Source organism: Mesorhizobium dulcispinae, assembly GCF_033977345.1.
GTDB classification, from domain to species: Bacteria; Pseudomonadota; Alphaproteobacteria; order Rhizobiales; family Rhizobiaceae; genus Mesorhizobium; species Mesorhizobium dulcispinae.
Genome location: NZ_JAVIIY010000001.1, coordinates 699,441 through 712,123, shown reverse-complemented (window position 1 = coordinate 712,123; position 12,683 = coordinate 699,441). Strand labels below are relative to the sequence as shown.

11 protein-coding genes are annotated in these 12,683 nt (G+C 63.1%); 8 read left to right on the top strand and 3 right to left on the bottom strand.

Annotation, left to right across the window (positions count from 1 at the left end; translation table 11 throughout):
- The first annotated feature begins 131 nt into the window (after positions 1 to 131).
- From RFN30_RS03260 to RFN30_RS03250, 3 genes are all read left to right on the top strand, one after another.
- Complete coding sequence (locus RFN30_RS03260; protein WP_320260965.1) at positions 132 to 1,685, top strand: ArnT family glycosyltransferase; 1,554 nt, start codon at positions 132 to 134, stop codon at positions 1,683 to 1,685.
- Positions 1,686 to 1,830: 145 nt separating this feature from the next.
- On the top strand, positions 1,831 to 2,748 hold the full coding sequence (locus RFN30_RS03255) for a lysylphosphatidylglycerol synthase domain-containing protein (protein ID WP_320260681.1): 918 nt from the start codon (positions 1,831 to 1,833) through the stop codon (positions 2,746 to 2,748).
- A 5-nt stretch (positions 2,749 to 2,753) separates the two neighbouring features.
- The gene (locus RFN30_RS03250) at positions 2,754 to 3,830 is read left to right on the top strand and encodes a glycosyltransferase family 2 protein (RefSeq protein ID WP_320260680.1); all 1,077 of its coding nucleotides are present in this window, start codon (positions 2,754 to 2,756) and stop codon (positions 3,828 to 3,830) included.
- Between the two features lie 281 nt (positions 3,831 to 4,111).
- Here the strand turns inward: RFN30_RS03250 and RFN30_RS03245 are convergent, their stop codons facing one another.
- Positions 4,112 to 4,519 (bottom strand): hypothetical protein, encoded by a 408-nt coding sequence (locus tag RFN30_RS03245; RefSeq protein WP_320260679.1) that lies wholly within the window; start codon positions 4,517 to 4,519, stop codon positions 4,112 to 4,114.
- A 261-nt stretch (positions 4,520 to 4,780) separates the two neighbouring features.
- The gene (locus RFN30_RS03240) at positions 4,781 to 6,661 is read right to left on the bottom strand and encodes a glycosyltransferase family 2 protein (RefSeq protein WP_320260678.1); all 1,881 of its coding nucleotides are present in this window, start codon (positions 6,659 to 6,661) and stop codon (positions 4,781 to 4,783) included.
- A 567-nt stretch (positions 6,662 to 7,228) separates the two neighbouring features.
- Between RFN30_RS03240 and RFN30_RS03235 the strand changes: the two genes are divergently transcribed.
- Both RFN30_RS03235 and RFN30_RS03230 read left to right on the top strand, forming a co-directional pair.
- Positions 7,229 to 8,146: a glycoside hydrolase family 26 protein gene (locus RFN30_RS03235; protein ID WP_320260677.1), complete on the top strand. Its 918-nt coding sequence runs from the start codon at positions 7,229 to 7,231 to the stop codon at positions 8,144 to 8,146.
- A gap of 131 nt (positions 8,147 to 8,277) precedes the next feature.
- Positions 8,278 to 8,781, top strand: coding sequence for a DUF995 domain-containing protein (locus RFN30_RS03230; RefSeq protein WP_320260676.1), 504 nt, complete (start codon positions 8,278 to 8,280; stop codon positions 8,779 to 8,781).
- A 28-nt stretch (positions 8,782 to 8,809) separates the two neighbouring features.
- On the opposite strand, the gene RFN30_RS03225 is transcribed toward RFN30_RS03230, so the two are convergent.
- A complete protein-coding gene (locus tag RFN30_RS03225; RefSeq protein ID WP_320260675.1) occupies positions 8,810 to 9,640 on the bottom strand; it encodes an AraC family transcriptional regulator in 831 nt (276 codons plus the stop codon).
- Positions 9,641 to 9,739: 99 nt separating this feature from the next.
- Here RFN30_RS03225 and RFN30_RS03220 point away from each other — a divergent pair, with 99 nt between their 5' ends.
- From RFN30_RS03220 to RFN30_RS03210, 3 genes are read left to right on the top strand one after another with little or no spacing between them, the layout of a single operon-like run.
- On the top strand, positions 9,740 to 10,918 hold the full coding sequence (locus tag RFN30_RS03220) for an amidohydrolase (RefSeq protein WP_320260674.1): 1,179 nt from the start codon (positions 9,740 to 9,742) through the stop codon (positions 10,916 to 10,918).
- Between the two features lie 47 nt (positions 10,919 to 10,965).
- Positions 10,966 to 11,490 carry a hypothetical protein gene (locus RFN30_RS03215; protein ID WP_320260673.1) on the top strand — a complete coding sequence of 175 codons (525 nt, stop codon included), beginning with the start codon at positions 10,966 to 10,968 and terminating at the stop codon, positions 11,488 to 11,490.
- 5 nt (positions 11,491 to 11,495) lie between these two features.
- The gene (locus RFN30_RS03210) at positions 11,496 to 12,668 is read left to right on the top strand and encodes an ATP-grasp domain-containing protein (RefSeq protein ID WP_320260672.1); all 1,173 of its coding nucleotides are present in this window, start codon (positions 11,496 to 11,498) and stop codon (positions 12,666 to 12,668) included.
- Positions 12,669 to 12,683: the final 15 nt, after the last annotated feature.

Below are 12,683 nucleotides of genomic sequence, written 5' to 3'. Positions count from 1 at the left end.
AATCTTGTGATATTTTCACAATTACTGGCGATCACGTGCGACAGTAGCTGCGGTGGGAGGGGGCGGCTAAGATGACCGGCAACACGGAAATGGCTGATGTCCAAGGCGTGGCGCTGCCTCGCCGGCGGGGCATGGCCGGCGTGCGCATCGAGGTCCATACGCTGATTTTGCTGGCCATCCTGGTGGTGGCTGCAATCGCCCGTTTCCACAACATCACCCAGCCGCTCGTCGACGCTTTCAGCTGGCGCGAGACGAGCACCGCGATGATGGCCGACAACTTCCAGCGAAACAGCTGGAACATCTTCTTTCCCGAAGTGAGCTGGACCGGCCCCGGGCCGAGCTATCAGGGGCGGGAATTCCAGATCGTCAGCTATCTCACCGCCCTGCTCTACCAGCTCTTCGGCTGGCACGACTGGTTCGGCCGGATGATCGCGGCGACGTTCGGCATGGTGACGGTGTTCTCGCTGCACAGGCTGACCGCGCTCTGCTGGGGCGAGGCACACGCGCACGCGGCCGCCCTTGCCTATGCGCTGATGCCCGGTCCGGCGATGATCGACAGCTCGTTCCTGCCCGATCCCTCGATGCTGGCGCTGGTCACGCTCGGCGTATGGCTGTTCGCGAAATACTGGGCCGGCGGCAAGGCATGGCTGCTGCCGCTTGCCACCGCGAGCTTCACGCTGGGCGCGCTCGCAAAGCCGCCCGGGTTGGCCGCGGGTGCTGTCATCTTCTACCTGATGGTGTGCTGGATCCTCGAACGGCGATACAAGAAGGCGGCCAGGGTGCTTGTCAGCGGGCTGATCAGCCTCGCCGTCATCGCCGCCTATTTCAGCTGGGCGATCTATCTCGGACGCTCCTACCCGCCATACCATGTGGCCGGCAGCGGCTATATCTGGGATTCCGGCTTCTGGACGTTCTTCAGGAACAGCTTCTACTTCAAATCGGTGTGGAACACGTCCGTCTGGTGGTTCTACGGCTACCCGTTCATGGCGCTGATCGCCGTCGGCTTCTGGATGCCGCCGAGGCCTGCTCAATCCAGCGAGCGTGTTCTCGCGGCCGTGCCCTATGTCTGGCTTGCCGCGGCGGCAATCGTCTACCTCGCGGCGGCGCGCGAGATCACCAGCAATCCATGGAACTATCACATCTTCCATGTGCCGTTCGCTATGTTCTGCGGCCGCGGCGCGCTGGTGCTGGCCACGCTCGGCACCGGCACCGTGCTCACCCCGGCGGTCGTGCTGCGCTCGATCTGCATCGCGGCGCTGGCGCTCGTGCTTTCGACCTTCCCGCTGCTCAAGACGATGAAGGCGCCGGTCGCCATGAACGGCAAGCTGCTTGGCGAGGAGCTGGCGCGCCTGGTCCGGCCGGGCGAGCTTGTCGTCGCCGTCGCGCCCGAGGTCGGCGATCCCGTGGCGGTCTATTACAGCCGCGCGCGCGGCTGGGTGTTCCCGCCCGGCGGTGGCGATGTCGAATGGTCGAAATTCGTCGAGGACGACGCTGTCGCGATCGCCCAGCTCGAAGAGCTGCGCGCCCAGGGCGCGGATTATTTCGGCACCGCCAAGGAGGCCGCCGACAATCAGGACCGGCTGTTCGTCGAACATCATGACGGAGTGATCGACTACCTCGACAAGACCGCAACCAAGCTTGTGGATTCGGACAAGCTGCTGGTCTATAGGATCACCCGCCCGTGAGAGAGCCTTTGCGGCCGGATCATGGACTGGACGCGGTTGGCCTGTCGGCGGCAACCGGCGGGCCAGGCGGCCGGCGAATGGCCGCGTGGCGATGAACGTTGCGGCGTAGCCGCTGACGCGGCGACGAAAGCCGGCGGAGAACTGGTTGAAAAGAGCATTCTCGATAATCGTCACCCTGGCGCTGCTGGCATGGCTTGCCGGCGACTCGCGCTGGAAGATGGTGGGCGACGCCTTCGCCAGCATCACGCCCGGCGCCTTCGCGGCGGTGACGCTTTCCCTGTTCGTCACCTACGTGCTGCGCGCGCTGCGCGTCTGCGACGAATTCCGCGACGAGGTGAACGGCCGCTTCGGCGCCTGCCTGCGCGTCATCCTGATCCACAACGCCATGATCAACGTGGTGCCGTTCCGCGGCGGCGAAACCGCCTTCCCGATCCTGCTGCGCCAGGTGTTCGGCATTTCGATCGTGCGCGCCAGCGCCTCGCTTTTGTGGTTCAGGCTGCAGGATGCCTTCGTCGTCGGCGTGCTCGCCTGCCTGGTGTGGCCAAGCCTACATCCGGCGCTCAGGGTCTCGGGCATCGCGGCGCTGGTTGCCGTCGCCTGGTATCTGCCACGCTGGGCGCGCGCGCCGCATGATTGGGCCGGCCGCGGCAGGATCGTGTCGAAGCTCGGCAAGCTGCGCGACATCTTCACCGAGGCCACGGGGCGCTCGCGCTACGGCTGGTGGTGGACGGTGGCCAACTGGGCGTTGAAGCTCGCCGTGCAGGGATGGCTGCTCGCCATGCTGCTCGGCACCTCCTTCCAGACCGCCTTTCCCGGTGCTGTCGGAGCCGAGGCCGCCGCCATCCTGCCGGTGCAGGGCGTCGCCGGTTTCGGCACCTACGAGGCGGGCGCCGCGGCGGCGCTGCTCTATTCCGGCATCGCCATGAAGGACGGCCTGCAGGCAGCTCTCGCGCTGCATCTCTTCATCCTCTGCTCGGCGGTCGCCACCGGCGCGATCGCCTGGCTGTTTCCCTCGAAATCGACGCTGCCGGACAGTCCGGCCACGGGGCCCGCAAGGAAATGACCGCCATGAACGTGCTTCCCATTCCTCTCTCGGGACTGCCCGAGGGCGCCGTCATGCCCGAGCACAGGCTGTCCATCGTCATTCCGATGTACAACGAAGCCGACAATGTCGAGCCGCTGCTCGCGCGCATTCACCAGGCGATGGAGAATTACAGCCAGCCCTGGGAAGTCGTGCTGGTGGACGACGGCAGCACCGACGCCACGCCGAACGAAATCCGCCGGCTCGTGGTCGAGTACGGCCCGCATGTGCATGGCGTGGAGCTGGTGCGCAACTACAAGCAGACAGCCGCCATGCAGGCCGGCCTCGACGCCGCCCGCGGCGATGTCATCGCGACGCTCGACGGCGACCTGCAGAACGACCCGTTCGACATACCGCGCATGGTCTATCGCCTGCTGACCGAGGATCTCGACCTCGTCGCCGGCTGGCGCAAGGACCGCCAGGAGGGTTTCTGGATGCGCCGGCTGCCGTCACGCATCGCCAATTCGCTGATCGCGCGCGTCACCGGCGTGAAGCTGAAGGACTATGGCTGCAGCCTGAAGGTCTTCCGCGGCAACGTCATCCGCAGTGTGCGCCTCTATGGCGAAATGCACCGCTTCATCCCGGCCTGGCTGGCGACGGTGACGACGCCGCGCCGCATCGCCCAGGAAGTGGTGACGCATCATGCCCGCATCCACGGCCAGTCGAAATACGGCATCTCGCGCACCTTCCGCGTGGTGCTCGACCTCGTCTTCATGTTCTTCTTCATGCGCTACCGCACCAGGCCCGGCCATTTCTTCGGCGGCATCGGCATCGTGCTCGGCGTGCTGGGCTCCCTGGTCCTGACCTACCTGTTTGGCCTGAAGGTGTTTTTCGGACAGGACATCGGAACGCGCCCGATGCTGTTCACCGGCTTCTTCCTGGTTATCGCCGGGCTGCAGATGGTGACGTCGGGCGTGCTCGCCGAGATGCTGTCGCGCGTCTATCTCGAGGCGAACGTCTCGCTCGCCTATGTGGCGCGCCCGCAGCCCGCGCATGGCGAAGGCGATGGCTGGCGCTGGCCGGCCCCGCCGGCGGGCGCCAAGAAAAGCTCACGCCGGAAATGATCCCGCCGCACCCTCATCCGAGGTCCGGGCATAACCATCCTCGTGACCGGAGCCGCCGGCTTCATAGAAGGCGGCCACGCTCGCCGGGCGTTCCGGCCGGAACGGATTTTCATTCCGTCAGGCCGACATAGGCGGCCGGGCGCGCTGGCGACGAAGCTAGAGCAATTCCAGGAAAAGTGTGCAACGGTTTTCCGTCCGGAATTGCGTAAAAACAAATAGTTAGAGCAGTTCAGCGTTTCCGTGAAACGATGAACTGCTCTAAAGGGAACGCCTGTGTCGGTTCAGCGCGCGCGGCAGGCAGAGCGCTGGCCAAAGCCGCTTGGACCGCAGATCCATGGCGAATGGCCGAGCAGCGGCCCAACGCTGCCAAGGCTGTAGGACACCTTGATCGGCGCCGGTGTGCGGATGCGCTGCGGCCGCACGAAGGCCGCATAAGCCTCTTCCCTGACGCGCGTCACGCTGGTCATCTGCGTCAACGGCTTGCGATGGACCCGGTAGAGCCGCTTCTTGTTAACGTAATGGACATTCTTGCCGAGCGCGTTCGCCACCGGCTTGTTGCCGTTGATCGAGCCGGTCTTGCCCACATCCATGGTCTGGCAGCCACACACCATCGAGACCAATGCAATAGCGACAAATACGCGGGCATGTTTTTTGGCGAGCACCGCCGCGCCATCCATGAATTTCTTCATTGCCGTCCCCTGCGATGAAATAGTTCGCCGGAGCGCGGAGATATATTTTCTCTGCTTCTTCCCGCGCCCTGCAAGCGGCCTATCGCCACTTACTTCATGCGAGCAATATTAGAGGGGACTTATTAAAATTCATGCAAACGACACGATGAGCGCCGTCTTTCCGGGCTCGATCGACTATTATTAAAATTTGACGTTTGATGGAGGACGACAATCCAAAGGGAACCGCTCAGCCGGGTAATCCCTACACGGGCAGCTAAGGCGTCAGCGTGACGAATCCCAACCGGGGTCGAAGAAGAAATTCTGAGCCCCGGAACCGCCTTGCCCCGCGCCAGAAACGGAAGAGGCGATCTTGACGATATGCAAACCGCCGGCTCCCTGCTGAAGCCCGTATATGGCTTCCAATCCTCGATGATAGAAGCCAGCAATCGGAAAAGACAACGCGACGCCGGCAAGGCATGCTTGCATAGTCATTTTGGCGAGATTGGTTCGAAGCGGTACTTTGTTCTCGAAAAGGTGTTTAACAATAATAATAACGACGAGCAGCCCATAGATAGCCGCACTAAGCGAAGCGAACCAATAGAAGCCCGTGGCGCTTAGCGGCTGATCGACAAACAGAACCGGCATTGAAGCGACGGCAGACAACAGCACGTATGGAACAATGACGCGACCTGGCAGAGGTGTTTTTGGGCTGCTTCCCTTTGGCGTCACGCGAAAATCGACGAACGATTTGGTCATATAGTCGCGAACTGCAGCCAGAGTTCCAGCCAGTATCCATGGCCAGCGTGCGAAAAGATGGAAGAGCGTTCCTTCCCAGCTGATCGCCTTAGCCCCCATCGGGCGTGACAGGCCAAATTTCTTCAGCAAAATCACGAGAGCGACTGGGGTAATCGCACTTGGCGTATAAAAAAGAAGGAACTCTGGATAGGTAACGTTGGCAAAATTTCTTGCGGTCAGAAGAGCATATATCGGCATCAAGTAAACAGTTAGAGCATATATGGCAAACAGGGGATACCAGAGCTGGCAAAAAATAAACTGAACCCTCAATCTTGGGCTGAGCTTGGACAGATACGCCGGCGAATATTGCAGCAAGATAGTCATCAAGCTTCGCGACCACTGAAATTCTTGGGTGATCAGATCGGCAAAGGTCTGGGGACCATCTCCACTCGCTATGGCGTCGATGGCGTGAACGCCACGCCAGCCAGCCGCGTTGATCATCATCGAGGTGGAATGATCCTCGGCGAGTTCCGGCCCGAGCCCGCCGGCCTGACGCAGCGCTTTCGTCCTTACGGCATAGTGCGATCCTATGCAGAGGGGCGCACCGTTCCTCGTGTAGCCGCATTGCAGCGGTCCGTGAAGCATTCCTTCGACAAACAGGCGGCCGCGTGCCGCCCAGCTGTCGTCGGCGTTGTTGTCGCAGATACTGGGCGCCGAAACGTAGCCGACGCAAGGATCGGCGAAAGGATAGAGGATTTCCCTGAGATAGCTCGGCGACGGCACGTGATCGGCATCCATCTGCGCGACGAAATCGTAGCGTTCGTAACCGTAGTGATCGTAGAAGAAGGCGAGGTTGCCTTCCTTGCAGCGGGTCCGGCGCGGCCAGGTCTTCCGGTGATAGTCCTCGCGGCCGCGCCGCGTCGAAATCAGCACACCATGCGCATCGCACCAGCGAATTGTCTCCTCGGCTGGATCCTCGTCGGCCAGCCAGGTGTCGTGCGGATAATCCTGCGCCAGCATTGCCTCCAGCGTGCGCTGGACGACAGCGAACGGCTCGGATGGTGCCTTGGTGACCACCATGGCAACGCGCGAGCGCCTGGGGATGGTATGCAGCTTCGAGGATTTCCGCGAGGCGTGAACGTTGAGCAGGAAATACATCGGCATCAGCGTCAGCCAGGCCAGCACGAGGGTGGCAAAGGCATAGGGTCCGATGTGTTCGATGTGTTGCGGCCGCAGCCACCAGGACCAGAAGAAGAAAAGCGTGACAATCCAGAATGCGAGGCCGAGCCGAAGGATCGATTGCTGCCTGGACGACAGAACAGGCACCAGATAAGGCCCTTTCGGGCCAACGCCGGCGTTGGCCCTGCCCGACCGACCCGCACGCCGCTTATTGCCGCCGACAACGCCGGCACCCACCGAAACGCCCATACTACCCGCCGCCGCTTCCGCTCCCGTCCTTGCGGCCGAAAGCGTTCACATCCCCACGGCAGAATCGGCGTCTCCTAATTGAGAGTCAACAGAATTAGGCTTCCGTTAACCAAGCTTCTTGAGAACTGGTTAACCTCAGTCCTACCCGCAGCGGTCCCTTGGGGGTTGGTGTGCCGGTCCAAGGTTTCCCGACGAGCGCGACGTCTGGCCAAAGGCCGCCATATCACAACCATGGCGTTAACCATGCCGGCGCCGATATGGTTAAGTAACGGTTAATTGCACTTGACTCTGGCCAAGCATAGGCTCTTATATCAGGAAGGGTTAATATCGTAATGTTGACGCGAATTTGTGAGTATCGCGGCGACAGTCTCGCGGGGGACTCCAACGTACAAGCACCCGGGGGATTACTCTGAAGGACAGCCTCGCGCCATAAGTGTGCCTGTCCCAGTCGCTCAGAAAACCCGCAGTTCACGTCGGCAGACCGATTGTCTGGGTTTGCGTGCCGATCCTTGTCGGCACGCTGTGGCGAGCTTCAACATTCCTTCGTTGAGGCTATGGAGGTTGGGCATGAAATACTCCACAGCAACGGCACTTGTGTCGGTAGTTATCGTCGGCGGCAGCCTTGCCTTGCCGGCTTCGGCGGGATCGCCCTTGGGAACGGACCCGGTGCAGACGAGCTCGGCGGCGTCGGCATTCGGCTCCTATGATCCCTATGGCGACTTCAGCAACGACAAATCGGCCACCATCGAAGAGCTCTTCCTGCCTTGGGAAGACGTCGATCTCTCGACGCTGCCGCTGGCCGACGCCTACGCCCAGCAGCGCGGCCGTTCCTTGCTGATCACCATCGAGCCGTGGACCTGGTCGAAAGACTGGCGCATCACGCCGCCCGAACTGCGTAACGGCATCCTGGGCGGTCGATACGATGCCAACATGCAGGCGATCTGCAACCTGGTCGGACAGATGAAAAGCCCGGTGACGATCCGCTGGGCGCAGGAAATGGAAGACACCAACGGCCGCTTCACCTGGGCCAACTGGGCGCCGAAGGACTGGATCGCCGCCTACAAGCGCGAGGTCGATGTCTGCCGCAAGGCGGCGCCGGCGGCCAAATACATGTGGTCGCCCAAGGGGATGGAAGGCCTGGAGAAATACTATCCCGGCGATGACTATGTCGACGTCATCGGCCTGTCGGTGTTCGGCCTGCAGAAGAAGGACAATGATGAAGCCGGTCGCGACCGGACTTTTGCCGAGACGCTGAAGCCCGGCTATGACCGTGTCGCGAAATTCAACAAGCCGGTGATCGTGGCTGAGCTCGGCTATGTCGGAACGCAGGATTATGTGACGAAGTGGGCGGACGAGTCCCGTAAGTCCTATGCAGAGTTCCCGGCCCTGACTTCGGTGGTCTACTTCAACCAGAAGGAAACGTGGCCGTGGCTGAACGGCTATGGGCTGCCCGACTGGCGGGTGACCCAGCACGTCCTGCCGTAAGCCGCAGAGACCATGCCCGTTCCGGTACCGCCGGGACGGGCTCCAGCTTCAAGTTCAAGGGTGACAAGCTCCAAAGCCCGGCTTTGGAGACGGGTGTGGGCGTGGCGTAGATCAGTTGGCGGAGTAAAGGCGTGAAACGGGTATTGCATAAATTTGCCGGAGCGGTGCTTGCCTGCTCCGTTTTTGTTGTCGGCTCGCAGGCCCCTGCGATGGCCAAGGCCGTGAACAAGGTGGACGACCAGGCATCAAAGGCCGCCGTCGTCTCCGACGAGGGAATCTACCAATTATACCAAAACCACTCGTGGCTATGGGGCAAGAACGGCGCAGCCTTCTTCGCGGTGAAGCAGCGGCAGCTCGACGCCTGGACCTCCGACAAAGGCAAGCCGGGCTACGGCGACGGCATGTGGTTCATCCCCGGCGACGGCAAGCTCTGCTACCGCGTGACCTGGCACGGTGGCTGGGGGTCAAAGAAGTCCATGACCTGCTTCGAGCATCGCCAGGCCGGCAAGGTCGTCTACCAACGCAAGTTGCCGGACGGCGAGTGGTACGCATTCAAGGATCCGCACGGCAAGTCGAAGCTGCGTTATGGCGATTATGCCAGCGGCAAGATGAAACGCATCAAGGCAAAGCTCTAGGCAGCCACAGCCATAGACAAAGGCGGACTTAGGCCGCGGCGCGCCAGGCGCCGGGCGAAAGCCCTTTGATCGTCTTGAACACCCTGGTGAGATGGCTCTGGTCGGCGAAGCCGGTCGCAGCCGCGATCTCGGCCAGCGGCATGTCGGTGTTTATCAGCGCCGAGGCGGCGCGGATGCGGCGGTCGCGCAGATATTGCCCCGGTGTCATGCCGGCGGCGCGGTGGAAATCGCGGATGACCTGGAAGCGGGTGACGCCGGCCGCAGCGGCCAATCGAGCGAGGTCGAAACCGGCCGCAAGATCGTCGGCGATCAGTTGACCATAGAGGCGGAAGCGCCGCGCCGTTTCCGCGCCGTCCGACACGCGGTCACGGTGCCTGCCGTCGCCGAAGCGGCTCACCAGTTCGCGCAGCACCGCCAGCATCGCCACTTCCTGCTCCAGCGGCTGTCCTGCCAGGCGATGCGCCCGCCCGAAGGCCCCTGCCAGATCAGGCGCTTCCACGATCCCGCCGTTGAACATCGGCAGCCCCGACAGTTCCAGATCGTCGGCGATCTCGCCCATGAGGGCGGCATCGGGATAGCAGGTGCGATAGGCCCAACCGGCGGGCGCGCCCTTCTCGCCGTCATGCGGCTCTTCCGGATTGACGATGATGATTGAGCCGGCCGGTGCCAGATGCCGGCGACGGCCGATGCGCAGTTTCTCGACGCCGGCCACCACGACGCCGAACACCCAGGTCGGGTGGGTGTGAAGCGCATAGGCGTGGTCGCGATAGCGGGCGGCCAGCATTTCGAGGCCGCCGAGGCGCTCGTGCCGCGTCAGCTGTGCTGCTTCACGTTCCCTTTGCTCGCTGGCATCGCTCATGGCGGAAGCCTTCTCGAAACCGCCCTGCCCGTCAATCCCGTTCAAGACGGGAGCCGCGGATGCCGGCTAGATCGGCACACACGAATGCGGAGATGGACGATGCGGAAGAATGACAAAGTGACGGAGATCGTCCCGGAGGTGATCGGCTGGCGGCAGGCGATCCACGCTAATCCGGAACTCGGTTTTGCCGAGCATGAGACGGCCGCTTTCGTCGCTTCGAAGCTGAAAGAATTCGGCCTGACCGTCCACACCGATGTCAGCGCCACCGCGGTGGTGGCGACGCTGGCGAAAGGCGCGAGCGGCAAAGCGATCGCGCTGCGCGCCGAGCTCGACGCGCTGCCGATCAAGGAAGCAACGGGCCTGGCCTATGCCTCGCGCAAGGACGGCGTCATGCATGCCTGCGGCCATGACGGCCATACCGCGATGATGCTCGGCGCGGCCAAGCTGCTCGCCGAAAGCGACAGCTTCGACGGCACGGTGGTGTTCGTCTTCCAGCCGGCCGAGGAGGTGCTGGGTGGCGGCAAGAAGATGATCGAGGACGGACTGCTGAAGCGCTTTCCGGTCGACCAGGTGTTTGCCGTCCACAACTGGCCGGGTTTTGCGGAAGGCCATATCGGCGTGCGCGCTGGGCCACAGATGGCGGCGGTCGACGATTTCGAGATCGTCTTTCGCGGCAGCGGCTGTCATGCGGCGATGCCGCATCTGGGTGACGACCCAGTGCTGGCCGCGGCCAGCTTCGTCACTGCGATCCAGCGGCTGGTTTCCCGCAGTATCGATCCGCTGTCGGCGGCCGTCTTGTCGGTGACGCAGATCCATGGCGGCCGCTTCAACAATTTCGTGCCGGGCGAGGTGAACGTCGAAGGCACCTGCCGCTTCTACGACCGGAAGCTTTCCGACCATTGCGCGAGCGAGATCGAGCGCGTGGCGCAGGCCACGGCCGCCATGCACGGCGCCGGCGCCGAACTGACCTACAAGCGCGGCTACCCGCCGGTGATGAACCCGGCGAACGGCGCGGCGCTCGCGGCCTTGGCGGGCGCGGACACTGTCGGTGCGGAACGCGTCGCGACGGAGTTCCAGCCCAGCATGGGCTGCGAGGATTTCACCTTCCTGCTGCAGGGCGTCGGCGACGGCGCCTACGTTTGGATCGGCGCCGGCGATGCCGGTCCGGGCGCCGGGCTGCATGGCGACCGCTTCGTCTTCAACGACGCCATCATTCCGATCGGCGTCCGCTTCTTCCTCAATGTCGTCCAGCGCGCCTTGCCGGTCGGCGGAAAGTAGCGCGATTGCCAGGGGGAGCGCGACTTCGGTTTCCAAAGGCATAGGCGTTGTTTGACTTCGCGAAGCAATCGCAAGATGGTCAATCGCCAACGTCCGCTAGCCGCCCCGAAGTGATTGCCCGTGAGCTTCTTACCATGACGAAAATTTCCGGTGCGGCTTCGAGCTTGATCGCATTGCTTTTTGCGGTGTGCTGCAGTTCAGCATCCCTGGCCGATAGCGACTTCCTCAGAGTTTCAATCAAGTGCCCAGATCAACCCGGCAACGGGGTCCTGGAAGCGATCAACGAGAATCCCAAAGGCAATCAATCGAGAATTTCGCTATTCTACAACAACGGTCGGATGGAAAGGGTCGTAGTCGCGCATTCGGAAGACGGCACGGTTTTCAAGGAACTATTCGCGCTCGATCGAGCTACAAGCGAGGCAACGAAGGAAGCTCCGGCATTTCACGGCTTCGAAACCGGTGGCAATGAGCTGTTTCGTTTCTACTGCGACGCGGAGCCCGAAGCGAAGGCGCGCTATCTGGACCTCCTACGGGCCAATCGAGACATACTTCGACAGCTGAAGGGCGGCTGATAGGGGTGGCACCGCCTGGCCAGACCGTGCTCATCACCGGAGCGCGCGCGCCGGTGGCGCTGCATCTGGCGCGCCTGCTCGATGGCGCGGGCCGTCGAGTGATCCTGGCCGACACACCGGCATGGCCGATCGCGGCGGCGAGCAAGGCCTGCGCGCGCTACCATCGGCTGCCGCCACCGCGCTTCGAGCCTCAGGCTTATGCCGAGGCGGTGGAGGCGCTGATCCGGTCGGAAGGCATCGAACTGGTCATCCCGACTTGCGAGGAAGTCTTTCATCTCGCCATGGCCTGGCGTGGCCGGGCGATGCTGGCACGGTTGTTCGCCCCCGGCATCGAGCTTCTGGCGGAAGTCCACAACAAGCATGCCTTCATCCGGCTGGCCGAACGGCTTGGGCTCGCCGTGCCGGAAACAGTGCTGCTGCAATCGACCGCCGATGCGCAGGCCGTGCGCGGCCGGTCACGCGAGCTGGTGTTCAAGCCGGTCTGGTCGCGCTTCGCCAGCCATGTGCTGCTGCGTCCGACACCGGACTTCCTCGATGCCATCGCCCCCTCGCCCGCCACGCCCTGGGTGGCGCAGCGTTTCGTCGATGGCGAGGAGATCAGCGCCTATGCGGTGGCGCGCGCGGGCCGGCTCAAGGCGCTGGCGCTCTACCGGTCGCTCTATCGCGCCGGCAGGGGCGCCGGCATCTTCTTCGAGCGGGTCGAAGATCAGGCAGCGCGCGAGCTGGTCGAGCGCATCGTGGCCGCCACCGCATGGACCGGGCAGATTTCCTTCGACCTGATGCACCAGCCGGACGGCCGGGTGCTGCCGCTGGAGTGCAATCCACGCGCCGTGAGCGGCCTGCATTTTTTTCGCGACGCGGCACGGTTTGCCGACGCGGTGCTGGAAGATGGGCCGGAAGTCGCGCCGGATGTCACCACACCGCAAACGGTGTGGCTCGCGATGTGGATCTACGGACTGCCGGCGGCGTTGCGTTCTGGTGCCCTCGGTCGCTTTCGGAAGGCCATGCGCGACGGCCAGGAACTGCTCGACTGGCCGGGCGACCCGGCGCCTGTGAAGGCGCAGTGGGCGGCGCTGGCGGAAATAGCCGCCGTCGCTTGGCGCCAAGGGATCAGCCTGCAGGCGGCGTCCACCCGGGATATCGAGTGGAACGGGCTGGACGATCTTCTTGAGGTGTGAACTTCGAGACCTCGG